30 protein-coding genes and 3 pseudogenes are annotated in these 21,041 nt (G+C 44.6%); 19 read left to right on the top strand and 14 right to left on the bottom strand.

Annotated features, from left to right (window positions below; all coding sequences use genetic code 11):
- Positions 1-224 precede the first annotated feature (224 nt).
- A complete protein-coding gene (locus PHP87_RS06195) occupies positions 225-425 on the top strand; it encodes a hypothetical protein (protein WP_299919663.1) in 201 nt (66 codons plus the stop codon).
- A gap of 53 nt (positions 426-478) precedes the next feature.
- A complete protein-coding gene (locus tag PHP87_RS06190) occupies positions 479-1,213 on the top strand; it encodes a DUF364 domain-containing protein (RefSeq protein WP_299919661.1) in 735 nt (244 codons plus the stop codon).
- A gap of 28 nt (positions 1,214-1,241) precedes the next feature.
- Here PHP87_RS06190 and mntR read toward each other — a convergent pair whose 3' ends face one another.
- On the bottom strand, positions 1,242-1,718 hold the full coding sequence (gene mntR / locus PHP87_RS06185) for a transcriptional regulator MntR (RefSeq protein ID WP_299919659.1): 477 nt from the start codon (positions 1,716-1,718) through the stop codon (positions 1,242-1,244).
- Between the two features lie 242 nt (positions 1,719-1,960).
- Entirely contained in the window at positions 1,961-2,752 is a 792-nt protein-coding gene (locus PHP87_RS06180; protein WP_299919657.1) for an MBL fold metallo-hydrolase, read from the bottom strand.
- Positions 2,753-3,087: 335 nt separating this feature from the next.
- Here PHP87_RS06180 and PHP87_RS06175 point away from each other — a divergent pair, with 335 nt between their 5' ends.
- From PHP87_RS06175 to PHP87_RS06150, 6 genes are all read left to right on the top strand, one after another.
- Complete coding sequence (locus tag PHP87_RS06175) at positions 3,088-3,411, top strand: demethoxyubiquinone hydroxylase family protein (RefSeq protein ID WP_299919654.1); 324 nt, start codon at positions 3,088-3,090, stop codon at positions 3,409-3,411.
- Between the two features lie 372 nt (positions 3,412-3,783).
- The gene (locus tag PHP87_RS06170) at positions 3,784-4,137 is read left to right on the top strand and encodes a NifB/NifX family molybdenum-iron cluster-binding protein (protein WP_299919652.1); all 354 of its coding nucleotides are present in this window, start codon (positions 3,784-3,786) and stop codon (positions 4,135-4,137) included.
- A gap of 323 nt (positions 4,138-4,460) precedes the next feature.
- A complete protein-coding gene (locus PHP87_RS06165; protein WP_299919651.1) occupies positions 4,461-4,808 on the top strand; it encodes a NifB/NifX family molybdenum-iron cluster-binding protein in 348 nt (115 codons plus the stop codon).
- Positions 4,809-4,887: 79 nt separating this feature from the next.
- Positions 4,888-5,730, top strand: a complete 843-nt coding sequence (locus tag PHP87_RS06160) for an ATP-binding protein (RefSeq protein WP_299919649.1) — start codon at positions 4,888-4,890, stop codon at positions 5,728-5,730.
- Positions 5,731-5,788: 58 nt separating this feature from the next.
- Complete coding sequence (locus PHP87_RS06155; protein ID WP_299919647.1) at positions 5,789-6,655, top strand: 4Fe-4S binding protein; 867 nt, start codon at positions 5,789-5,791, stop codon at positions 6,653-6,655.
- 22 nt (positions 6,656-6,677) lie between these two features.
- Entirely contained in the window at positions 6,678-6,884 is a 207-nt protein-coding gene (locus tag PHP87_RS06150) for a DUF5320 family protein (RefSeq protein ID WP_299919644.1), read from the top strand.
- 195 nt (positions 6,885-7,079) lie between these two features.
- On the opposite strand, the gene PHP87_RS06145 is transcribed toward PHP87_RS06150, so the two are convergent.
- Both PHP87_RS06145 and PHP87_RS06140 read right to left on the bottom strand, forming a co-directional pair.
- A complete protein-coding gene (locus PHP87_RS06145; RefSeq protein ID WP_299919642.1) occupies positions 7,080-7,658 on the bottom strand; it encodes a Uma2 family endonuclease in 579 nt (192 codons plus the stop codon).
- Positions 7,659-7,911: 253 nt separating this feature from the next.
- Positions 7,912-8,055 (bottom strand): annotated as a pseudogene (locus PHP87_RS06140) (IS110 family transposase); the annotation flags it as partial.
- Between the two features lie 442 nt (positions 8,056-8,497).
- Here PHP87_RS06140 and PHP87_RS06135 point away from each other — a divergent pair.
- The 8 genes from PHP87_RS06135 to PHP87_RS06100 all read left to right on the top strand — a co-directional run bounded on the left by PHP87_RS06135 (position 8,498) and on the right by PHP87_RS06100 (position 14,653).
- The gene (locus PHP87_RS06135; RefSeq protein ID WP_299919640.1) at positions 8,498-8,959 is read left to right on the top strand and encodes a hypothetical protein; all 462 of its coding nucleotides are present in this window, start codon (positions 8,498-8,500) and stop codon (positions 8,957-8,959) included.
- 242 nt (positions 8,960-9,201) lie between these two features.
- On the top strand, positions 9,202-10,143 hold the full coding sequence (locus PHP87_RS06130) for a sulfurtransferase (protein WP_299919637.1): 942 nt from the start codon (positions 9,202-9,204) through the stop codon (positions 10,141-10,143).
- Between the two features lie 21 nt (positions 10,144-10,164).
- Positions 10,165-11,136, top strand: a complete 972-nt coding sequence (locus PHP87_RS06125; protein ID WP_299919634.1) for a lysylphosphatidylglycerol synthase transmembrane domain-containing protein — start codon at positions 10,165-10,167, stop codon at positions 11,134-11,136.
- Positions 11,102-11,569: a C-GCAxxG-C-C family protein gene (locus tag PHP87_RS06120; protein ID WP_299919632.1), complete on the top strand. Its 468-nt coding sequence runs from the start codon at positions 11,102-11,104 to the stop codon at positions 11,567-11,569. The genes PHP87_RS06125 and PHP87_RS06120 overlap by 35 nt, the downstream gene beginning before the upstream one ends.
- Positions 11,511-12,203 (top strand): TIGR04283 family arsenosugar biosynthesis glycosyltransferase, encoded by a 693-nt coding sequence (locus tag PHP87_RS06115; RefSeq protein ID WP_299919629.1) that lies wholly within the window; start codon positions 11,511-11,513, stop codon positions 12,201-12,203. Before PHP87_RS06120 ends, PHP87_RS06115 begins: the two co-directional genes overlap by 59 nt.
- On the top strand, positions 12,200-12,976 hold the full coding sequence (locus PHP87_RS06110; RefSeq protein WP_299919627.1) for a TIGR04282 family arsenosugar biosynthesis glycosyltransferase: 777 nt from the start codon (positions 12,200-12,202) through the stop codon (positions 12,974-12,976). Before PHP87_RS06115 ends, PHP87_RS06110 begins: the two co-directional genes overlap by 4 nt.
- Positions 12,921-13,919: a radical SAM protein gene (locus tag PHP87_RS06105; protein ID WP_299919624.1), complete on the top strand. Its 999-nt coding sequence runs from the start codon at positions 12,921-12,923 to the stop codon at positions 13,917-13,919. Before PHP87_RS06110 ends, PHP87_RS06105 begins: the two co-directional genes overlap by 56 nt.
- 20 nt (positions 13,920-13,939) lie before the next feature.
- Positions 13,940-14,653 (top strand): TVP38/TMEM64 family protein, encoded by a 714-nt coding sequence (locus PHP87_RS06100; protein WP_366942895.1) that lies wholly within the window; start codon positions 13,940-13,942, stop codon positions 14,651-14,653.
- A 74-nt stretch (positions 14,654-14,727) separates the two neighbouring features.
- Here the strand turns inward: PHP87_RS06100 and PHP87_RS06095 are convergent, their stop codons facing one another.
- Together PHP87_RS06095 and PHP87_RS06090 are read right to left on the bottom strand one after the other, a co-directional pair.
- Entirely contained in the window at positions 14,728-14,949 is a 222-nt protein-coding gene (locus tag PHP87_RS06095; protein WP_061214630.1) for a tautomerase family protein, read from the bottom strand.
- Positions 14,950-14,985: 36 nt separating this feature from the next.
- Positions 14,986-15,564, bottom strand: coding sequence for a Uma2 family endonuclease (locus PHP87_RS06090; RefSeq protein ID WP_299919613.1), 579 nt, complete (start codon positions 15,562-15,564; stop codon positions 14,986-14,988).
- A gap of 423 nt (positions 15,565-15,987) precedes the next feature.
- Between PHP87_RS06090 and PHP87_RS06085 the strand changes: the two genes are divergently transcribed.
- Positions 15,988-16,185, top strand: coding sequence for a hypothetical protein (locus PHP87_RS06085; RefSeq protein WP_299919611.1), 198 nt, complete (start codon positions 15,988-15,990; stop codon positions 16,183-16,185).
- Here the strand turns inward: PHP87_RS06085 and PHP87_RS11905 are convergent.
- Entirely contained in the window at positions 16,149-16,295 is a 147-nt protein-coding gene (locus tag PHP87_RS11905) for a M14 family zinc carboxypeptidase (protein WP_366942894.1), read from the bottom strand. The genes PHP87_RS06085 and PHP87_RS11905 overlap by 37 nt on opposite strands.
- A gap of 12 nt (positions 16,296-16,307) precedes the next feature.
- Positions 16,308-16,679 carry a hypothetical protein gene (locus tag PHP87_RS06080; protein WP_299919608.1) on the bottom strand — a complete coding sequence of 124 codons (372 nt, stop codon included), beginning with the start codon at positions 16,677-16,679 and terminating at the stop codon, positions 16,308-16,310.
- A 164-nt stretch (positions 16,680-16,843) separates the two neighbouring features.
- On the opposite strand from PHP87_RS06080, the pseudogene PHP87_RS06075 reads away from it, so the two are divergent.
- Positions 16,844-17,230 (top strand): annotated as a pseudogene (locus PHP87_RS06075) (group II intron maturase-specific domain-containing protein); the annotation flags it as partial.
- A 124-nt stretch (positions 17,231-17,354) separates the two neighbouring features.
- On the opposite strand, the gene PHP87_RS06070 reads toward PHP87_RS06075, so the two are convergent.
- From PHP87_RS06070 to PHP87_RS06060, 3 genes are all read right to left on the bottom strand, one after another.
- Positions 17,355-18,122 carry a Fic family protein gene (locus tag PHP87_RS06070; RefSeq protein WP_299919605.1) on the bottom strand — a complete coding sequence of 256 codons (768 nt, stop codon included), beginning with the start codon at positions 18,120-18,122 and terminating at the stop codon, positions 17,355-17,357.
- Positions 18,123-18,179: 57 nt separating this feature from the next.
- Positions 18,180-18,995: a hypothetical protein gene (locus PHP87_RS06065; protein WP_299919602.1), complete on the bottom strand. Its 816-nt coding sequence runs from the start codon at positions 18,993-18,995 to the stop codon at positions 18,180-18,182.
- A gap of 192 nt (positions 18,996-19,187) precedes the next feature.
- Positions 19,188-19,403 (bottom strand): helix-turn-helix domain-containing protein, encoded by a 216-nt coding sequence (locus PHP87_RS06060; protein WP_299919600.1) that lies wholly within the window; start codon positions 19,401-19,403, stop codon positions 19,188-19,190.
- 177 nt (positions 19,404-19,580) lie between these two features.
- Between PHP87_RS06060 and PHP87_RS06055 the strand changes: the two genes are divergently transcribed.
- Positions 19,581-19,727: a hypothetical protein gene (locus PHP87_RS06055; RefSeq protein ID WP_299919597.1), complete on the top strand. Its 147-nt coding sequence runs from the start codon at positions 19,581-19,583 to the stop codon at positions 19,725-19,727.
- A gap of 73 nt (positions 19,728-19,800) precedes the next feature.
- On the opposite strand, the gene PHP87_RS06050 is transcribed toward PHP87_RS06055, so the two are convergent.
- The 3 genes and pseudogenes from PHP87_RS06050 to PHP87_RS06040 form a co-directional block, all read right to left on the bottom strand.
- A complete protein-coding gene (locus tag PHP87_RS06050) occupies positions 19,801-20,112 on the bottom strand; it encodes a type II toxin-antitoxin system RelE/ParE family toxin (RefSeq protein WP_299919594.1) in 312 nt (103 codons plus the stop codon).
- Positions 20,102-20,362, bottom strand: coding sequence for a type II toxin-antitoxin system Phd/YefM family antitoxin (locus PHP87_RS06045; RefSeq protein WP_299919592.1), 261 nt, complete (start codon positions 20,360-20,362; stop codon positions 20,102-20,104). Before PHP87_RS06045 ends, PHP87_RS06050 begins: the two co-directional genes overlap by 11 nt.
- Positions 20,363-20,436: 74 nt before the next feature.
- Positions 20,437-20,679 (bottom strand): annotated as a pseudogene (locus PHP87_RS06040) (terminase TerL endonuclease subunit); the annotation flags it as partial.
- Between the last annotated feature and the right edge of the window lie 362 nt (positions 20,680-21,041).

The raw sequence follows: 21,041 nt of genomic DNA, 5'->3' as shown, positions 1-21,041 counted from the left end.
AATTGCTTATGAGGTTATAGAACAGGACGGGCAGTTGCTTATTATTATTCTGGCGGGTACACGAGAGAATTTTTATGATGAATTAAAGATATATTTGAAAAAGCGTATAAAAGAAACTGAATAAGAACGGGATGATGGATACAGGGGACCGCCTGGCGGTCCCCTGTATCCATCATCCCGTTTTCTTGTTTGTGACAATTACTTGATATTTTACAGGTATTAAGATGGAATTGTTTCCGTGTCAAGAATCTTATGCTTTTCCTTTTTCTAATGAAAAAATGCGGGAAAAGAACTATATACCCTGGCAGTTGTTGGTTAACAGCCTGAACCGGGCTATTCAGCTGGATGATTTTTGTTACATGATGGACATTAATCTTAAGGTAGTCAGAAAACTACAACTGGATGATTTTAAAAATAAGCTGTAAGATATGCTTATTAACAACGGCGAATTTTGGGTTTTAGAAAGGAATGATTACAAATGAGCAGGCAGGATGAATTTTATTCTGAGCTTTTGGAGCGCTTTCGGAAGATAGTAGAAGACAATAATCTTCTGGATCAAGAGATTATTATTACCGGCCGGGCGCTTTCGGTGGAAGAGGCCATAGGAAATCCCAAAAGGCAGGACTTTCCCATTGTAAAAGGTAAAGAGAAGTTAATGCAGGCTGAGTTCAAAGGAGCCAAAGGACAAGCTTTTACTGATATGGCAGGTAATTTCAAGGGTACCCTGCAGCAAGTTTTGACTATGCCGCTGACAAGCAATTTTGACCGGGCAGTGCTGATAGCCGGTATGAATGCTGTATGCCGTTATCTGGGTTTAATTGATAGAACCATCCATTGCCATGACGAGCAGCCTGAGCAATGTGCCGCCGAATTGGTTGAACAAATAAAAAGAGATTTCGGTACTCCCCGGGTAGCCCTTATTGGCTATCAACCGGCGATGCTGGAAAAACTGGCGGCATCCTTTCCGCTGCGGATGGTGGACCTGGATCCTGATAATATTGGGAAAATCAAATCAGGTGTACAGGTAGAAGGCTATGAAGCAACCGATGAAGTGCTGGAATGGTGTGATGTTATTGCAGCTACAGGCAGTACCGTGGTAAACTCCACGATTACTGCGTATTGTAAACAGAAACCGGTATACTTCTTCGGCACCACCGGCGCCGCTGCCTGTCATCTTATGGGCCTGCAGCGCTTTTGTGCTTTAGGAGGATAAACAAAAATTCTTAAAGCATGGGGGTTAATCAACCCTCATGCTTTTGAAAGTCGCAAAAAGCCTGTTTCCATTCGGGATTATCTTCCATGAATTCGACCAGCAGCATAATCTTCCCTATTGTTTCCGGACTGATATAATGTTCAATTTTTTCGGTTTCCTCTAACAATTGCTCTTTGACCCCTATGATACTTAAAAAGCGTTCCAGGGTCTCATGCCTTTTTAATAAGTATTGCCCGTGTTCCTGCCCTTTTTTGCTTAGTTCTATCACACCATACTTTTCAAACTGCAGGTAACCCATATCCGCCAGCTTTTGCACCATTTTACTGGCCGAAGGAGGCTGCACATTAAGGGCTGAAGCCAGGTCGCCCATACGGGTATATCCCTTTTTGCCGGCCAGGCGATAGATCATTTCCAGATAATCTTCCATGCTGGCGGTAATAGCTTTTGTTGCCTGCTGCTTAATTTGATAGCCCCGAACAGTACGAAACTCGCGCTCCTCTCCCATATAACCATCTCCCCAGCATATTCGTACAGATTTGTACTATGTTACCGGTCGGTAATTGCTTGACTATGGTATATATATTCGATTTTTGCAGAAGAAATACGGCATTTTTAGGGATGAGTATACCCCTCACTTTCCTATTAAAATTTACTTAGAGTTAGGGGTGATATGGGTGCGAATAATTCGTCCAAAAAGAGATGAAAGCGTTCAGGTATTTCGCTCTATTAATTTAGGAACAAAGGCCTTTACAGGGTGCTGACCAAATAATAAGGAGAAAATTCTCCTCCGGATAAATTGCCAATGGGGTCAGGTCCGGGAAAAAGCTGTTCAGCAATTTCCGTATCGCTAAATCCACTATTTCTTAATGCCTGAATACTTTGTTGCAGTCCCAGTAGATAATTCAACTTACTAAGAAATAATTCTTTAGCGTTTTTTCGAATACCGGTATGGGTGCAAAATACCGTAGTAAAATCCAAGTCCAATATCTTCCGGATTGATAATATCGTTTCATTCATATTCTCATCGAACATAATACTTTTCGGCCTGAGATTGTTTAAGAGGTCACCGGAAAACAGCCAAGCTTTATTTTTTTCATGTAATACTATGTGATAAGGGTAGTGTCCGGGTGAATTAATAACATCGAAAACATAGCTTCCGGTTTTTATTGCATCGCTTATTGGCTCAGCCTTGAATGCCTGCCTTCTACCCCAAATATCCAACCGGTATTTTGCTAATTCCGGTTCTTGTCCGGCTTCTTCCAGAGAACCCTCATGCAGGTAAATCGGAACTTGCAGCTTCTCTTGCAACCAGCAGGCCATTCCGGCATGGTCTTCATGGATGTGCGATAAGAATACCTGCTCAATTTTATGGGTATTAAAAAACTCTATGGCTTCTTCTGCCAGGGAATATGGCCCGCTATCTATTAGCAAGCCATCGATAAGATAATAATAGACATTCATTTGAAAAGAAGGTTTCCAGGGCATTTCCCTGCTGCCCCGGGCGCAAATTATATCCTCATAGTTGAAAACTTCGAACATATTTTATTTACCTCCTCTGCATACAGAATTCTGCATTTTGGGTAAAAAGCATCCTTAATAGTTTACCATGTCAGGCGATTGTTTTCACTTTAACCTCCATCTTGCCATATCAGCAGCGATTCAAATAATTATGAAAAGGCATTTTTCACGCTAATCCTCCTCAAAACTTTCACGGTTAGCAGGACAGGGAAACAGTAATAAAAGAAGATAAGTTCATTTGAAGTGAAATGAGCAATCATGAATATCTGTTGCCATATACTTTCCAGAGGTAATTGTGAAATAACTTATGAATACATTACCACCGGAAACGACAAACTAGGTAAAAATAAGAAAGGATGAAAGATGTGGCTTTACTTGGTGATCCCTTTGTAGCTAATTTACCCCGCCCCCTCTCCAATGAGGAATTAATACAGGCATTAAGGGTTGATATTGCAGGTGAATTGGAGGCAATCATCGGCTACGAAGCGCATATTATGGCTACTACTGATGAAAGGGTGAAAAAGGTACTCACTCATATTGCCAATGAAGAAAGGCGCCATGTAGGTCAATTACAGCAGCTTCTATTTGTTCTAAACCCGGGAGAACAGCAATATTTTGACCAGGGACTGCAGGCCATTCAACAACAGCAGTCCCAGAATTTCCAGATGCCGATGCAATAAAACAAACGGGGCAGGTCCATGTATCTGCCCCAACGGCATAGCCTGGGGTGACCATCTCTTTGTCCTTACATTGCGTTCGCTTAAATCAGTGATCCCTACCCTGATGGGAATTCGCCCCTTCCCTTTCATTCCACAATGAAAACCTTCCTCCGGCTCCCAGCTATTTTCCGAAAAACTTATGAACTATATAAAATACTGCTTGACATAATTGTACCCAGAGAAATACTATTATGATAAGGAATATGAGCATATGCCCATTAAAGAATGCCGCTCTGTAAACATAAGCCTCAGGCTATTGTCGGGTAGAGGCTTTGGTATCCCTTAATCGGAAGCTACTGTCGGCTGCTTGCCAATCTGAAAGGTGGTGAGGACATGTCTAAGAAAATTGCTGTTTGTTCGTCCGATTCATCCCCGTCGTCTCCAGTAGAGGGAAGATTCGGACGCTGTAAGTGTTTTATGATCTGGGACCCGGAGACCAGGCAATATGAGACTCTATCCAATACCGGACCTGAGGCGGAACACGGCGCAGGAACAGGAGCTGTCCAGGCTCTGATACGAAATAATGTGGGAATGGTTATTTCCCAGCGGGTGGGGCCTAAAGCCTATGCAGCTTTGGAGGTAGCTGGGATAAGGGTATTTGCTGTTGTTGATGGCAAGACGGTGGAAGGGGCCCGTCAAAGCTACGAAGCTGGCGAGCTCCAAGAGCTATTGGCTCCTAGTAATTAAGTTTAGTATTCTTACCAAAATACAATGAATGATGTCACTGCAAAAAGTTATAAATATGCATTAGCGTGCATAAATATACCGCTCAGCTACCTCAATAGCGACACCCGAAGGGTGGAGCATCAGTGGTACCCGAAGGGTGGAGCATCAGTGGTACCCGAAGGGTGCTACATTAAGAGCGACCGAAGGGTGTGTAGGGAACGACCCCCGTGTTGTTCCGAATCAGGCTTCGCCAGCGCTTTGTATATTTATGCAACCCTTATGCAACAAGAGGGGTTTTTGCAGTAGAGTCAATGAATAAATATATTTAGTGGAGGTTGTTTGTTATGTTGGTAGCTATTCCTAAAGAGGGAGATATGGTCTGTGCCCATTTCGGGCATTGTGAAGAGTTTACCCTTTATGATACGAATGCCAAAACATTTAAATCAGTGGCCAATCCCGGGCACCAGCCTGGTTTCTTGCCTGGCTTTTTAAAAGAGCAGGGCGTTGAATTGGTAATAGCCGGCGGCATGGGCGGAAGAGCTCAGGATCTATTTGCTGCCCAGGGCATTCAGTTAATTGTCGGGATATCCGGCAAGATTGAGGATGTTATTGTTCGTTTTGAAAAAGACGAGTTGGTAAGCAGCGGGGAAGTATGCTCCGAACATGCCCATGCCGGAGACTGCCATAGTTGACAAGTATTTAGAAAGGAGATAAGTCTGAAAGAGATTCTTTCATAACGTTTTGTGCCTTAAGAAAGGAATGGAGATAAACATGCAAATAGCAGTCGCCAGTGGCAAAGGTGGTACGGGGAAAACTTTGGTAAGTACTTGTCTGCTGCGGATTTTGGGTGATGAGAATTCAGCTTTGATTGATACTGATGTGGAAGAACCCAATGCGGGATTGGTATTAATGGCTTCGGCCCCAAAAACTGCTGATGTAAGCCGCTTAGTGCCCGAAATCGACTATAATTATTGCAATTTTTGCGGAAGGTGCGCCGAAGTATGCAATTTTAATGCCCTGCTGGTACTTAACGAAAAAGTCTTGCTTTTCCATGAGCTATGCCATTCCTGCGGAGCCTGTGCTTATCTTTGTCCCCTGGCGGCCATAAAGGAAATAGAGCACCCTATCGGAGTTATTGAAGAAGCCCATTTGCCAGGGCATGGCCGAGTATTGACCGGCCGGCTTAATATCGGGGAGGCTCAGAGTCCGCCGCTCATAAATGCAGTTAAAAAGCAGGGGAAAAGTGCTGCCTTAAGAATAGTCGATTGTCCTCCCGGAACTACCTGCGCCATGATTGAGTCCATAAGAGACAGTGACTATTGCCTGCTGGTGACTGAGCCCACCCCCTTTGGCTTGCATGACCTGGAACTCTCCCTGGAAGCTATGGCTATGCTGGGGATACCGGGAGGACTGGTGATAAACCGCTGGCAGGGGGAAGATGGAGAACTATCAGCCCTGTCCGGCCAAACCGGGGTTCCTATCCTGGGGCGCATTCCATTTAGTGTGGAACTGGCCCAGGCTTACATGCAAGGCCGGGATCCTTTGGAGGCCATGCCCGTTTTGCGTGATATCTTAAGCGATGTTTTTAGGCAGATTAAAGGGGCCTTATCATGAAAAGCATTTATTCATTAATATTTGTATTGCCAAAGGTAGCGGCGAGATGGAGGTTATCATGAAGGAGATATTGTTTATCAGCGGCAAGGGAGGTACCGGTAAAACCGCGCTGACCTCTTCCTTTATACAGCTGGCAGGCAATTGTATAGCCTGTGATTATGATGTTGACGCCTCCAACTTACCTATTCTCTTAAAGCCGCAAAATGTAAGGGCCTACCATTTTACTGCTGGATATAGCGCCTATATAGATGAGGAATCCTGTATCTCTTGCGGCCTTTGTGCGGAACTCTGTCGTTTTGATGCTATCAGCCCGGAATACCGGGTTTTGCCGCTATTCTGCGAGGGATGTGGATTCTGTGAGAAGATTTGCCCGGTGGAAGCCATTGCTATGCAAGTACAGTCTTCAGGGCACTGCTTTGAGGGAGTATTCAATCAAAATAAGCAGAACTTGTTTTTTGCCGACTTGAGACCGGGCGAGGAAAACTCCGGCAAACTGGTGGCTCAGGTTAAAAGCATGGCGCGTAAAATGGCCGATGGGGATAAGGCCGAGCTTATTATTGCCGATGGCCCGCCCGGAATCGGCTGTGCGGTTATTTCCTCCATGGTGGGGGTTGACCTGATAGCTTTAGTTACCGAACCAAGCCTTTCCGGCTTCCATGATCTGCAGCGCGTTCACCAGCTAATGCAGTCAAGGGGCATAAAAGGCATATTGATTATCAATAAATGGGATCTAAATCCCCCGATCACTGGGGAAATAGAAAAATGGGCAATAAATAACTCTTTGCCTCTGGCCGGCAAAATACCTTTCAGCGCTATTATCGCTGAATTTATTGCCAAAGCCCAAATTCCAGCCACTAATCCCGAACTGCGTAAAATGCTTTTTCCCCTCTGGGAAAATATTATTGGACAGTTGAATGTGGTTTAGAATTAGAGAGGAGTTGAAGCTGATGCCTAATCGAGACGGAACCGGTCCTGTGGAACGGGGAGCTGGAACTGGTCGCCTCAGAGGAAGATGTTCAGTAGGTCGCGGAAACAATTGCCCTAATCCGGGCAGGGGACGCGGGCGCAGGAACGGCGGCGGCAACGGCCCCAGGGGTATAAGAGGCGGCGGGGTCCGCGAATTAAACACCCCCGAAGATCTGTCTGGCAAATAAGCCAAAGAGCAGGAGGGAGAGGGGTTATTCCCTTTCTCTTCTGCTCTTCGCTTGCCGAAGACTGCGAGCGGTATATTTATACAAGCCAATGAATATTAATAACTTTTTGCATTAGAATCAAATCAAGCAATAGAAAGAATATTCGCTGCTTAGGTATTGATGGATTTGCCAAGCTAAGAACCTCTTAACGGTTATTTATCTAAATACATCTTCCAGCTTAATTTCCAGTCCGGGAAAGAGCTTGGTGCTCAATAGCTGGTCGCTGGTAAATTCCCCGCTTTTTTGATATCTTCCCTCATCATCCAGGCTGTATACCACTACAACATTGAATTTGGGGAAAACCACCCAATATTCGGGAATACCGCTGCGCTCATAAAGGTTGAATTTTTCATTCAGTTCCTTCTTGGCAGTGAAGGGGGAGATAATTTCTATTACCAGGTCAGGCGCACCCTTGCAGCCTTGTTCGTCCAGTTTACTCGGGTCGCAGATTACGCTCAGGTCGGGTTGTACAATATTAAAAATTTCCTCGTTTTTTTCCTCGTTTAGCGGCAGGCGCACATCAAAGGGAGCGGCAAAAACCTGGCATTCTTTATCGCGCAGGTAATTTGCTATTTGTCTCCCTAATTCCATGGATATAGCTTGGTGTTTGGTAGAAGGCGCCGGGCTCATATCATAGGGAACCCCATCGATTATTTCCCATCTCTCTTCATCCGGCCACTGCAGGTAGTCGGCATAACTGTATTTTTTATCTGGTTTGGGAGAGGCCATGGACATTTTCCTTTCCTCCTTTCCACAATATAACAAGGTGAAATATATCCCCCGCTAAGCGGTCGCAATTCACAAAAAAGGTGGCGGGTTCCAATCCCCAAAATTCCAGACTTTGTAATTTCTATTATACTCGAAATCCAAAATTGAAGGCAAGTAACATCAACGCTGTTTCAACTAACATAAAAAGCAATTATACTACGGTTAGGTATGCTTTTTGTGTTTTAAAAGGAAATTTTAGTGGTTTCAACCTGTCCCGTGGCTCTTTCAGACCTTTGGTATAAGTAGAAAAGCGATGGCTTTTGTAAGTGGTAACCCCTTTGTTTGTAGACGCAATACAAGCAACCACGAAGGTTTTGTGGACATCAATGCCACAACAGATTGGGTAAACGATTTTTAAAGCCATAGGGAAACTCCTTTCAAAGAATTAAAGGGATAGACAGCATTGACTGATTGCCTGGCAATAAACGAGTAATGTTTATACAAAGATAAGTCTGCGTGCTCAAAGTCACACTTATTTGTGCTTGGAAAGGCAATCTACACATATAATCATGCGGTCACTCCAATGATGGAGCAGCCCACTCACCTCCCCGTGATTTGTAGTTTACTGTTATCCCTATGACTATAGGGTAGTAAAAAAGTAGCTCAAAGCCAATACGTTTCATTACGTTTTGTGCCTGAGCGAAGCGAAAGGAATGGATATAATCATGAAAGATCCAGCATATACGGTCGAGTGTGCTCGGATCCTTGACATTGTGCCCATGTTAAATCTGGAAAGAAAGTACTTCGATACTTGTTGGCACTCTGAAGCGGCGCTTATCTGCAAATTAATTGAGCAAGAGCCGATGATGTTTCGAGTATGCAAAGTAAATGGCAAGGTTAAAGGCTACTATTGGGTTTTCCCTCTGGAGCATTCTATATGGAACAAAATCATAACTGGAGAAATGCCTGAAGGAGAACTGGTGAAGCACATCAGGTCGTTTGATGAACCAGAGCTGTATCTCTATATTTCTTCGGTAATCGTTGATCAGACTGATAAGCTGCGTAAAAACTATACCAAAGCTCTGGTGTATGATTTTGGTCGGCGTTTTGTTCTGGGGAGAAGCAGCGATGCTCCAGACGTCCGTGCCATTGGCGCATTTACCATATCCGAAGGCGGCCGGCGCCTGATGGAAAGGGCTAAATTTTCCTACCAGGGAAATTTCAGGGTTCATGGAAAGGAAATGAAATCCTGGGCGATTGAGCGCCGGACTCTGGCCCAACAAAGCGTTTCAGAGCGTCAGCAACGCCAGGCCAGAAAGATTGCCTAAGGCAAAGGAAAAGCGAACGGACAGTTTCTTTGACACCACCATTTTCTCGGGGGTATAGGAAAATGGTGGTGTCTTTTTATGCGCGGTAAGAACCAATGGAAAGGGTGATCCCGGGCATTTTACTCATTTCTTAACTATAACAATTATTCATTTTACATATAACCTATTACAATGTATTATAAGTGTAAATAAATACATAAATGGAGTGTGATAGCAATATGTCAAACCTCAACAGGCCCCCTTTGAAGAGAAGCATGAAGCTCGTTACTATTACCGTTGTTTTCCTCTTATTGTTTAGCCTGGCTGGTTGCAGCAGCAGCAAGCAAGGGGTCAATTCTTCAAGCGATAGTGCACCTCGGTTAACAGACCAGGCTATGGAAGGTTACTATGTTGATGCCCAGTGGCTGCAAGAAAACCTCGACCAGGTAACTATTGTTGATGCCCGGGCGGATAAGGAATATAAAAAAGGACACATTCCCGGAGCTGTAAATATAAGCTGGCAGGCTCTGTCCAATATGCAGCCCAAACAGGGTGAACCGGGATGGGGTGTGGTGTTATCCAATGAACAGTTAAGCAAAAAGCTTGGTGAATTTGGTATTAATGGGAAGAAGGATATCGTAGTTTATAACGATCCGGCTGGACTGGGTGAGGACGGAAGGGTCGTTTGGATGCTAAGAGTAGCTGGTTTGCAGAATTCCAGGATGCTTTTTGGCGGATGGCCGGCATGGCAGAAGGCAGGCGGCGAGGAAACAAAGAGTATCCCACAGGTTAAAGCGGTTTCTTTTTCCATTACTAATCCGGATACATCGCTGCTGGCAACTACTGAATATATCAAGGCCAATAAGGATAAGGTTAAATTGCTGGATACCAGATCGCCGAAAGAGTTTACTGGTAAGACTGACCATGGCGAAAGAGTCAGAGGACATATTCCTGGCGCTATTCACTTGCATTACAGCGATGCACTTAATGCCGATGGAACCGTGAAGACAGTAGATGAACTGAAGGATATGTTTGCTCAGGCTGGACTCAAACCCGGGGATGAAGTGATAGCTTATTGTACCGTGGGTATACGCTCGGGATTTATGACCGTATTACTGCGCATGTGTGGGTATGAAAACGCTAAAAATTATAATGCATCATTTAGTGAATGGGCGGGTGACCCTAACAACACTATTGAAAAGTAGTTGAAATCTAGGAGCCAATAAATGTATTGCATTCAATGGAAACAGTATAAGACTTTATTTAAGGCAGTTGTATCACTGGGTTTACTTATATGGCTGGGATACTCAATTCAGTGGCGAGAATTGGGACAAATTCTTCTGGATGTAAAGCTATATTGGCTAATGACTGCCCTGGGATGGATTATTCTGTCTATGATTATCAGTACCTGCAAATGGCAAGTAGTCCTCAAGGCTCAAAGTTTTAACCTGGATTGGGTGGAACTTTGGAAAGCTTACTGGGCGGGTATTTTTATGAATAATTTTCTGCCATCCAGTATTGGTGGGGATGCCCTGCGAATTTATCGGGTCAATGAAATAACCGGTAATGTTAGCGCGGCAACTGCTTCCGTGCTTATGGAGCGAGTACTGGCTATATCGGGAATTGCTCTGGTGGGCATGGTTGGTGCTATTGTTACCGGAAAAACGCGAGATGGTATATGGTTATTATTCATAGTATTGCTGCTAATTACCATCTTTTTAACCGCCCTACTTCTCTCCCGGTATTCCTGTAAATGGCCAAGAGCTCGTCGACTGGGTCAGTTCCTTGAGGGTATTGGTGATCAAGGAAAAAATTTTCGTGCGAATTGGCCTAAGCTGGGAGTAGTGGTAGCCCTGTCACTATTATTTCAGATTACTGTGGTAGCTGTTAACTACAACATTTTCCTGGCGTTTAATCTTAGCGGTTTGGGTTGGTGGGATGCCTGTTATTTAATACCTGTAACCTCGGCGGTAGCAATGATACCAGTGAGCATAAATGGTTACGGAGTAAGAGAAGGCGCATATGTGGCTTTACTTGCCGGTTATCAAGTTTCACCAACAGTAGCGTTCAGTTCATCGTTGCTATTTGCCTTCCTGGTAAGTTTATGCAGCCTGTACGGGGGAATAATCATTTTGCGGCATAATAAAAAAGGAGATATAAACAATGGATACCAAAAGGGCTTCGCAAATAGCCGGTGAAGAAATGAAAAAAGGCAGGAACTGTTGTCAGGCCGTATTGTTGGCGGCCAAAGAGGTCTGGAGTATTCCCGTAGATGAGAATATTTTGGCGGCGGCTGCTCTCATGGGAGAAGGAATGGGGGCGGGTTGTGTTTGTGGTGCTTTAAGCGGGATTATAATGGCATCCGGCATACGCCAGCACTATCAAGCTCATCCGGCTGGAAACAACCTGCCGGTTATTCTCCACGATGCTTTTAAAAATGAATTTGGAGTCACCTGCTGCCGAGCTATCAAAAATAAGCGTACACTGGTGGAGAAGATTGGGAGAAGAGGCTGTATCCAACTAACCGAACGTGCTGCTGCTATAATGCTGGAGGAATGGGAGAAGGGGAGCAATGCTAACGAAGATATCTGTAATAGTACCGGTACTAAACGAGGAAGAATGTCTTCCTGAATTACTGAATAGCTTGCAGCGTTTCTCGGGCATAGAAATCATAATCAGTGATGGGGGGAGTAGTGACCGTAGCCTGGAAATATGTAGCCGCCATCCGGTAAAAATGGCAACCGGCAGCGCGGGGCGAGGTATGCAGCTAAACCGGGGTGCGCAACTGGCTACGGCGCCAATCTTATTATTCCTGCACGCAGACAGTCAGTTGGAGACCATAGTAGTGGAGCAGGTGCTGGAGGCCATAGAAAAAGGTTATCACTGGGGCTGTGCAACCATGGATTTCGACGAGCGCACCCCCTTTTACCGGGTACTGGCCTTTTTCTCCAACCTGCGTGCTCGCTGCTGGAAAAGCTGCTACGGTGATCAGGCTATATGGTGCCGCAAGGATATTTTTTTAAATACCGGCGGGTTTCCTGACATTCCCTTGATGGAAGACCTGGCCTTATCCCATCACCTGCGTTCAAAATACCCCTCCCAGGTAGTATCAGGCAGGGTAACAAGCAGTGCCCGGCGTTTTAGAGCCGGAGGGTTATGGGCAACCCTGATAAAAATGCAGGTTTTAAAGATGCTATATTTGCTTGGGGCCAACCCGAAGCGATTGGCCGATTATTATCAGCAGTGGTGGAGGGTAAGCTTATGAAATGTGCGCTGATAGTGATGAGCAAGATTCCTATAGGAGGCTTTACCAAGACCCGCCTTATGGGAAAGCTATCAAAAGAAGAATGTGTTGCCTTGCATAGTGCCTGCCTTTATGACATATGTTCATTACTGACCGAATTAGGTTGGCCTGCTTATTTTTCCTATACCGGGGTATCTTCCACCGGAAAAAACGTTAGTAAGGAAACACTGGGGAAATACTGCAACCTTCCGCAGGGTCTGCTAAAGTCTTTTGAGCTCCTGGAACAGAAGGGAAATGACCTGGGTGAACGGATATTGTATTCCTTGGACCAGGTATTGAAGCACTATCCTGCTGCCATCATCCTGGGAAGTGATTTACCCCAGCTAGAGGTTAAGACCCTGCAAAAAGCGGCCCAATTGCTGGACGAGAATGATATAGTGCTGGGTCCTTGTAACGATGGCGGTTACTATCTTCTGGGAGTAAAGCACCCCTACCCCATTTTATTTAATAACATGCCCTGGGGTAGCAAGCAGGTATTGCGGCTTACCAGTGAGCGGGCCAAGAAACATAAACTAAAACTGTCCTTTTTAGATAGAGACAGGGATCTGGATCGATGGGAAGACTTATTATATTTTATGGCTCAGGGTGTAATTGATAAGAGATTGAGTAGCCTGCATAGCTATCGTTATATTAGTAGTATGAGAGTAATTGAGGAAGCTCTGAAAAGGGGGAACTTAAATGAAAATTCAGATAAAACAAATTTGCGACAAAGCTCAGGGTGGGGCTCTTCTTAGTGCCAATGAAATCCGGGAACTATTTGCGATCCCGGCTTTATCCGAGGAATCTTGCCATATTCAATGGGCGTCCCGCTCTATTAGCGAAAAAGCTGGCCTGGCGGAGATACACGGACAGGTAGGGGTTAACACTGCTGCTTGTCCCTGTAACTGCAGATTTTGCTCCTTTGCTGCTGCCAATCTTATCTTTAAGGAAAACCAGGTTTCGGATTTGGAATATATTATCGAGCAGTGTTTGCATCTACAGGAACAAGGTGCTAATGCAATTTATCTAATGGCTACTGCTAATATGAATTTCGCCGACTTTCTGAACATCGCCGGTGAAGTAAGGCTTAAATTGCAACCAGAAAGCATTATGATTGCTAATGTCAGGGATATTGATTATTATGAAGGGCTGGCATTGAAAGATGCAGGGTTCACTGGTATTTACCATGCAATTCGCCTGGGGGAAGGTGAAGTAACCCGCATTAGTCCGAGGAAACGATTGGAAACCGTTCAGGCAGCTAAAAAAGCTGGCTTAAAGGTAGGTACCTGTGTTGAACCGGTTGGCCCGGAGCATAGCCTGAATGAACTGGTGGAAAAAACTATCATTGCACGTGAAATAGAGCCGGTATTCAGCGGGTCTGCCCGGCGTATAAGCATTCCCGGTTCAAGCTTGAAACAGTATGGTATGGTCAGCGAAGCCAGTATGGCTCACATAATGGCCGTAGTTCACCTGGCTATGGGGCCAGGGATATCAGGGAATTGTACTCATGAGCCCAATACCCCGGGAGCCATAGCCGGAGCCAATCTTTTTTGGGCGGAGGCAGGATTTAACCCCCGGGATACGGTTGAAAAAACTGAAGCCAGTCGTGGTTTTGACATTAAGAAATGTCGAGATATCTTTAAAGAAGCTGAATTTCCGGTATTGCAGGGATCTTCAGTTTTCTTTGCACGGGATTAAAAAACTAGTCGGGAGGGATTTTGTTGGATAAAAAGGTATGGAAACAATGGTGGTTTAAAATAGCTTTATTGGTTATACCGGTACTTTTATACTATCTGGTGCCGGCATTCCAGGAAATTATTCAAAATGCGTTTAAGGTTTTATCGCGGGTGGATGTAGATGCGGCCCGGGATTACATTCTGTCATTTGGTATATGGGCGCCGGTGGTATCTTTTTTCCTGATGGTATTTCAATCAGTGGCGGCACCGTTGCCGGCTTTTGTAATTACCTTTGCCAATGCCGGTTTATTCGGCTGGGTAAAAGGTGCAGCTTTATCCTGGAGCAGTGCTATGGTGGGAGCCATACTATGTTTTGTCATCGCTCGCCTTTATGGGCGTGCTGTGGTTGAGAAATTCACTACCCGCAGGGCTCTGAAAGAAGTGGATGTGTTTTTTGAGAAGTACGGTAAATGGGCGGTGTTGATTGCCCGCCTGCTGCCCTTTGTTTCCTTTGATATTGTAAGTTATGCTGCCGGTTTAACTGCCATGGGCTGGTGGGAATTCATCTGGGCTACCGGTTTGGGGCAGCTTCCCGCTACCCTGGTATATTCCTATGTGGGAGACATGCTGGTGGGCAGTGTCCGCAATGTAGTCTTTGGTTTACTTATGTTATTTGCTCTGACCACTCTAATAATAATGGCGCGGCAGATTTGGAGGGATCGTAATGCTACGCAAACTACCAGTGAGGAAATATGAATTTAGTTTTGACCAGCACTAAAATTCACAATCCGGCATTCAAAATACAGAATAATAATCTGCCCCTATTTCTATTATTTACTGGTTCCCTGGCGACCAAAGCCTTCGCCCAGCTTGATAGAATGCAATTGTCCCCCGCTGGCCCAATTATCCCGGGTATATTCATCAATCACCACTGTCACCCAATCGGGTTCAATTTCCAGAATACGGGCTGTTTCGCTGGTCAAAACAGTGACCAGTTCCTGTTTCTTATCCTGACTGCGGCCAGCAATCATTTTAACATTTATGATAGGCATAGCTATTCCCCCTTTTCAAGACCTCTTAACTGTTATTTATTTAAATACATCTTCCAGCTTGATTTCCAGTCCGGGAAAGAGTTTGGTGTTCAATACCTGGTCACTGGTAAATTCCTCGCTTTTTTGATATCTTCCCTCATCATCAAGGCTGTATACCACTACAACATTGAATTTGGGGAAAACCACCCAGTATTCGGGAATCCCGCTGCGTTCATAAAGGTTGAATTTTTCATTTAATTCCTTTTTGGCAGTGAAGGGGGAGATAATTTCTATTACCAGGTCGGGCGCACCCTTGCAGCCCTGTTCGTCCAGTTTACTAGGGTCGCAGATTACGCTCAGGTCGGGTTGTACAATATTATAAATTTCCTCGTCTTTTTCCTCGTTTAGCGGCAGGCGCACATCAAAGGGAGCGGCAAAAACCGAGCATTCTTTATCGCGAAAAAACGACCATAATTGTCCTGCGAGTCCCATGGATATAGCTTGATGTTTGGTAGAAGGCGCCGGGCTCATATCATAGGGAACCCCATCAATTATTTCCCATCTCTCTTCATCCGGCCACTGCAGGTAGTCGGCATAGCAGTATTTTTTATCTGATTGGGGAGAGGCCATGGACATTTTCCTTTCCTCCTTTTCACAATATAACAAGGTGAAATATATCCCCCGCTAAGCGGTCGCCCATTCACAAAACAGGCGGCGGGTAATCCCCAAAATTCCAAACTTTGTAATTCCTATTATACTTGAGGTTCACAAATGAGGGCAAGTGGTATATTTGCCTGGTGGTCTATGACAAAGGGATCGGCTCCTGCTGGATGAGTAGAGCAAAAAAACACCTAAGAATTGAGTATGATATGTTCCCACAAACGACAGCCAATCTTGGATATGTTTCCAAATACGAGCGTGGATATGTTCCCAAAAACAACAGGGGTTGAAAACGCAGTTTTGATAGCTATTCCCTCATCTCAAAACATATTGAGACAGTGGTATTGATAGAACGGAAATAACGGCTTACAATGATTCACGTGTGGAAGGATGATTGTTATGAATCTGTTTGATATTCCTGGACATTTGAGAGATGAGGAGTTTTTTGAGTCTCTGCTGCCTGAACGGGGGATTCTGATTGAGCGCATCATCTCCACAGGCCAGGCATCCCCCACGGGTTTTTGGTATGATCAGGACCGGGATGAATTAGTGATGCTTCTTCAGGGTGAAGCCTTGGGCCGGACTTTAAAATCGTAGTCAAAATCCATATTAATATCTATGCCCTGGGATAGCTGGCATCTTCCTGGTCCATTACATGTCCAGCCTTGTTTTATGCCGTCAGGATTGGCACCGGGAATTATTAACAATTCGTAGTTTTTTTATTCCTCGCGATTATTTATGAAATATGCAATTATATCTTCGGCTATATCCACCAGCACCTGTCCGTCCCGGTAAAAAGCATCTTCAAAACCGTGTATGGCAAAAACACATAATATCTTGTTTTTCTTTTCATCTGTAGCAAGATTGGATATTTTATATACGTTCAAAGGCCGGTCATTGCCACTGCGGCCATATTCGTGTTTAAATTTTTCATTATCAGATTCGGTTGCAGTATTTTCGGTTGCAGATTTATTATCTTTTTCAGCATCACTGCTGCTTGATATTTTATCTGGAAATAATGAAACCGAACCTCGTTGATGGTGTTTCTCATCATACCAGGTACCAGTGAAATATTGGTCTTTAAGTTCCATATTATATTTAACACCCAAAAAGGCAGTGCCTTTTTTGATATAATTGATTTCTTCAAAACTAAGATTATTGCCGTTGATATTTCCCTTGACGGAATGAACAGCATCTAATTCAGGCCATTCTATTCTCCCGACAAAATCACCACTTTTTGTGTTAAATTCAGACCCGAAAATTCAAGGATAAAATCCGGGAAATAACAGGACGAAGCAACGGGATGGGAATTGAGGCAAGGAAAATCCGGCTGAACCAGGTGGTCCGAGGATGGATGAACTACTTCAAGTTGGCAGATGCAAAGAAGCTGATACAGGGCTTGGATGAATGGATTCGAAGCCGCATACGGATGGTGACATGGAAACGATGGAAGAGAGTCCGCACACGTTTCGAGAGCCTCAAGCGCTCAGGAATCAAAGAAGAACAAGCATGGATGTGGGCAAACACAAGAAAAGGCTACTGGCGTACTGCCCATAGCCCAATCTTGTTAAGAGCCTTATCCAACGAGAGGTTCAGACGTGCTGGATACCTCAGTCTTACGGAATGTTACTCTGCAAAGTAATGTGTAAACTTTGGAAGCGCCGTATACCGAACGGTACGTACGGTGCTGTGGGAGGTCGGCTACTCAATTAATGGGTAGCCTCCTACCCGATTCGACTGGCAGATCTAAAAACTCAAAAAAGGAGTTACAGTTGAAGGTATTTCAGTTCCGGAAGCGGAATATGAAAAAGGCGCATAAGCTCTTTTTGAGTTTCATACACTCGCTCAGCAATGAAATCACAGAACGGTTTTGACATACCTTTATTCTGATATTGGCGGATGGTGTCGTTATATTCTGTCCGGAGCACCGGAGGTATGATAGCCAGCTGGTAGCCGTCCTGGATGAGCGCAAGGTTCATAATGAGACGGCTGGTCCTGCCGTTCCCATCAATGAATGGGTGGATACTTACGAATTTGAGATGGAGCAGCCCTGCAAATGTTACAGGGTGATACTTTCCCCGCTCGTTTGTGATCCAGGCGTCCAGTTCCTTCATGCGTTTCTCCAATTCGTCCGGGTGCGGGAACACATAATCAGTCCCAGAAACCACGACCGGCTCCTTTCGCCATATGCCAGCGTTCTCCTCGTCAATATCCTTGTAGAACAGGCGGTGTATAGCTTTTATATCTGCCGTAGAAATGCGTCGCTCCTTTATCAAAGTGAACATAAAATTATAAGCCTTGCCATGACCGACCGTCTCGTAGAAATCCCGGAGTGGCCGGCCGGCAATCGTCAGGCCATCTTCAAGTACCACCTTTGTCTCGCTGATGGTCAGGGTATTTCCCTCAATAGCGTTACTCGACCAGGTGAGGCCAATTCGGTAGTAGTCCTTCAACTGTTCCAGCATGTGGCCCTCAAAGGGGCGAACTGCACCGATAGCCCCATGGCAGCGGTCGATTTTTTCATATATGGTCATTTCATCACTCCACCCTTTTACAGATTTATTTCAGGCTCTCAGAGAGCCATAAGGGGCTTATTCTTTTACAGCCTTTATATCAAGATAACGCGCATTGGTACCGGTGCCGTAGAGGGAAAATTCTACGTTGCCGACCTTCAGCGTTTCGATCTTCCCCGCTTCGTTACATTTTGCGATATTGTCGGTGACCCACTGCTTGCACTTTTCTGGCTCAGCACCATCGAAGGGAACCGTAGCGCAGTATCCAAGATAGCTGGCCGCTACACCATGGAAACTCTCCCCGGATATTGCCGGCAGGTTCAAGCTGGAAAAGGTCGCATATTTCATATGAAGCGCATTGTCCGTCACGAAGAAATAGGCCAATTCAGCCCCGGTATCAGAATCGATGGCGGAGGAACTGTAAGATACCTCGTCGGAACCATCTGTCCGTTTCGGGGAGGCCTCCTTCAAGCCCCATTTAACCAGGTTCAGCTTAATATCAGCAGCAATAAGTCCAGGAATTACATCCTCACCCAAAGCGAAGACGGGTTCCGAGGCTTCCGAATGCGCATCTTCTGCCGGTTCAGATGAAGCGGAACCCCCTGCGGATTGCTCCTCGGCTGTCGTGGAGACCGGTTCGTCAGGCCCACTATTCGAAGCGGAAGACTCTCCATCATTGGCAGAGCTTTCAGCGACAGATGGAGCCGCTTTCTCGTCAATTAGCCCCTCTGGTGCTGGAGGCGTCATGGCCAGGCCGACAATGAACAGGACAAGGCACACAGTCATTCCGATGGCACCGGCCCTCTTGGATTTCTTTCTCACCAATGAAATTAAAAAGACAACCAAGTAGACCGCAAAGCCCACTATTCCGGTTAAGACAAGAAACATAAACAATAACATCAACCTCCCTCAATCATTTTGTGAGTGGTTGTTATAATGCTGTTTGTCATTCGTTGCTGTCTTCTGCACCGCTGCGGCCTTTGCTTTCAGGATAGCTGTCTTTTGATATTGTGACTAAACCTTTCAACGCATGCAGCGCATCTATAAGAGTTTTTGCTATTACCTATATAAGAACCCACCTTCAATTTAGTATTCCACCCTCTCGCCGCTCGGCATGACAAAGGCTCCTACATATTCACAGCCTGACGCCTGCGCGATTTGCTTTAGTTCATCAACCGTGAAGCTTTCGCGCTTCATTTTCTGGCTGAAGGCCTGAGGGCTTTTCCCAGATAACCTGGCAAGCTCGGAAACGCTGATATTGAGCTTTACGCAAAGGATTTTAAGCTGTTCAGATACTGACATACCACCACTCCTTTCAACTCTCTCATTATAAACGAATTTATTAACATAATCAACGCAAGTATTTCTCTTTTATTGGGAAACGTTAAAAACATAGTCGACCACATAAACATTTATATTTATATTATAAACAAGAACATAATTCCATAGTACAAAGCAAATATGAGGAGGCGACGGGATATGAGAATCGTTAAAGAGGACCTGACCGGATGCATTAACAGGATAGCCACAGGAGCACCGGCGGTCAGATACTGGGTACTCAAGGAGCCAATCAACGAAACCGGCATTTGCAGAGAATTCAAGACAGAGGCAGAGGCACAGACATAGAACTTATCTCCTGAAAATTGTCATTAAAAAAGCACCGCCGAAGCGATGCTTATAGGGCTGGATATTATAGGTTTTATAGATATTCTGTATAATTACGACCACCGTAGAAAAACCTTGCAACTTTAACGGTGTCTTTTTCTTCTTCAAATCGATATATGAGAATATAATCTTTGATTACAACTTTTCTGTAACCATCTTTCTCTAAACGGACATCTGTACATTTTTCATACATCAGAGGATTCTTTTTGAGGTGGTGATAGCACTTCTCAATTTCATCAAGCAAATTTACAGCAGCAATCGGACTTTTAAGGTCATTAATGATATATTCTACTATACCATCTAAATCACTGTTGGCAAGTTCAGAAACAATTAATTTACAGTCCATATTTTTCTCTTATCTTCTTTAGTGATACATCCCCGTCGAGCACCTTTCCTTCTGCAAACTGCTTTTCTGCCTCTTCAAGCTTGCCATAAACAGTACTTAAAAACATGTTCTTTTCATACATTTCCATGCTCATAATAACCATATCGCCATAGCCGTTTTTGGTTATAAATATTGGTTCTTGGGACGCATGGCACTTCTGCGAAATATCACTAGTATTTTTTAAATCCCTGATTGGAATAATTTGTGGCATAATAATCATTCCTTTCACCATTAAGTCATTGTCCCATAATTATACCACAGTCTATTTAATTTTTCATCCATGTTTCAAATAATTAAAATACCTCTCTGGTCATAAATGCTCGTCTTATTCTCATTTCTTATTGCCCTATCCAGAGCCATAATCAGGGCTACAGCACCGTCAATGCGCTCGGTTCTTTTTTCTTTGTCCGGCTTAATGTTCCCTGCTGGATCGGTCTTAACATAAATGTTGTCCATCATCCAACGAAGTACCGGATGGTGTCCATGCACGATTCTCTTTTCCAGAGCCAACTTCATTAGTTCCTTTGAAGATGGCAACATTGGGCGTGTCGTTGTAGACCGGCACGCCAGTTCTTCCAAGCGTATTCGCCCATAGCCGTATTGGCCTTTACGTTTGGAGCTCCAATTCCATAGGGATTCTGATTCGAATTCGCCCAAACCTTTCCCGCAGCTGCCTGGCTGGTCGCCGTTTCCGAACTTGCCATGGCCTGGTGGATATGCAAAGGCATCTCAGTAAATAGATAATAGATAATAGATAATAGATAATAGATAATAGATAATAGATAGGAATTTGCTTTTTCCCCTCCTCAGTATATCACTGGGTAATATTGTAATGCTATCATTATTGGTACAATATTACCTACGATATTATCATTTGCATAAAATAAACC

Origin of the sequence: Syntrophomonas sp. (genome assembly GCF_028707975.1) — a bacterium.
In the GTDB taxonomy this organism is placed as follows: domain Bacteria; phylum Bacillota; class Syntrophomonadia; order Syntrophomonadales; family Syntrophomonadaceae; genus Syntrophomonas.
This window is presented reverse-complemented; position numbering and strand designations above follow the sequence as displayed.

Bases quoted from the DNA above. Each gene is read 5' to 3' on its own strand.
- PHP87_RS06195 (WP_299919663.1), top strand. From the start codon at position 225: ATGGAATTGTTTCCGTGTCAAGAATCTTATGCTTTTCCTTTTTCTAAT.
- PHP87_RS06190 (WP_299919661.1), top strand. From the start codon at position 479: ATGAGCAGGCAGGATGAATTTTATTCTGAGCTTTTGGAGCGCTTTCGG.
- mntR (WP_299919659.1), bottom strand. From the start codon at position 1,718: ATGGGAGAGGAGCGCGAGTTTCGTACTGTTCGGGGCTATCAAATTAAG.
- PHP87_RS06180 (WP_299919657.1), bottom strand. From the start codon at position 2,752: ATGTTCGAAGTTTTCAACTATGAGGATATAATTTGCGCCCGGGGCAGC.
- PHP87_RS06175 (WP_299919654.1), top strand. From the start codon at position 3,088: ATGAAAGATGTGGCTTTACTTGGTGATCCCTTTGTAGCTAATTTACCC.
- PHP87_RS06170 (WP_299919652.1), top strand. From the start codon at position 3,784: ATGTCTAAGAAAATTGCTGTTTGTTCGTCCGATTCATCCCCGTCGTCT.
- PHP87_RS06165 (WP_299919651.1), top strand. From the start codon at position 4,461: ATGTTGGTAGCTATTCCTAAAGAGGGAGATATGGTCTGTGCCCATTTC.
- PHP87_RS06160 (WP_299919649.1), top strand. From the start codon at position 4,888: ATGCAAATAGCAGTCGCCAGTGGCAAAGGTGGTACGGGGAAAACTTTG.
- PHP87_RS06155 (WP_299919647.1), top strand. From the start codon at position 5,789: ATGAAGGAGATATTGTTTATCAGCGGCAAGGGAGGTACCGGTAAAACC.
- PHP87_RS06150 (WP_299919644.1), top strand. From the start codon at position 6,678: ATGCCTAATCGAGACGGAACCGGTCCTGTGGAACGGGGAGCTGGAACT.
- PHP87_RS06145 (WP_299919642.1), bottom strand. From the start codon at position 7,658: ATGTCCATGGCCTCTCCCAAACCAGATAAAAAATACAGTTATGCCGAC.
- PHP87_RS06135 (WP_299919640.1), top strand. From the start codon at position 8,498: ATGTTTCGAGTATGCAAAGTAAATGGCAAGGTTAAAGGCTACTATTGG.
- PHP87_RS06125 (WP_299919634.1), top strand. From the start codon at position 10,165: ATGTATTGCATTCAATGGAAACAGTATAAGACTTTATTTAAGGCAGTT.
- PHP87_RS06120 (WP_299919632.1), top strand. From the start codon at position 11,102: ATGGATACCAAAAGGGCTTCGCAAATAGCCGGTGAAGAAATGAAAAAA.
- PHP87_RS06115 (WP_299919629.1), top strand. From the start codon at position 11,511: ATGCTAACGAAGATATCTGTAATAGTACCGGTACTAAACGAGGAAGAA.
- PHP87_RS06110 (WP_299919627.1), top strand. From the start codon at position 12,200: ATGAAATGTGCGCTGATAGTGATGAGCAAGATTCCTATAGGAGGCTTT.
- PHP87_RS06105 (WP_299919624.1), top strand. From the start codon at position 12,921: ATGAAAATTCAGATAAAACAAATTTGCGACAAAGCTCAGGGTGGGGCT.
- PHP87_RS06095 (WP_061214630.1), bottom strand. From the start codon at position 14,949: ATGCCTATCATAAATGTTAAAATGATTGCTGGCCGCAGTCAGGATAAG.
- PHP87_RS06090 (WP_299919613.1), bottom strand. From the start codon at position 15,564: ATGTCCATGGCCTCTCCCCAATCAGATAAAAAATACTGCTATGCCGAC.
- PHP87_RS06085 (WP_299919611.1), top strand. From the start codon at position 15,988: ATGAATCTGTTTGATATTCCTGGACATTTGAGAGATGAGGAGTTTTTT.
- PHP87_RS06080 (WP_299919608.1), bottom strand. From the start codon at position 16,679: ATGGAACTTAAAGACCAATATTTCACTGGTACCTGGTATGATGAGAAA.
- PHP87_RS06070 (WP_299919605.1), bottom strand. From the start codon at position 18,122: ATGACCATATATGAAAAAATCGACCGCTGCCATGGGGCTATCGGTGCA.
- PHP87_RS06060 (WP_299919600.1), bottom strand. From the start codon at position 19,403: ATGTCAGTATCTGAACAGCTTAAAATCCTTTGCGTAAAGCTCAATATC.
- PHP87_RS06055 (WP_299919597.1), top strand. From the start codon at position 19,581: ATGAGAATCGTTAAAGAGGACCTGACCGGATGCATTAACAGGATAGCC.
- PHP87_RS06050 (WP_299919594.1), bottom strand. From the start codon at position 20,112: ATGGACTGTAAATTAATTGTTTCTGAACTTGCCAACAGTGATTTAGAT.
- PHP87_RS06045 (WP_299919592.1), bottom strand. From the start codon at position 20,362: ATGCCACAAATTATTCCAATCAGGGATTTAAAAAATACTAGTGATATT.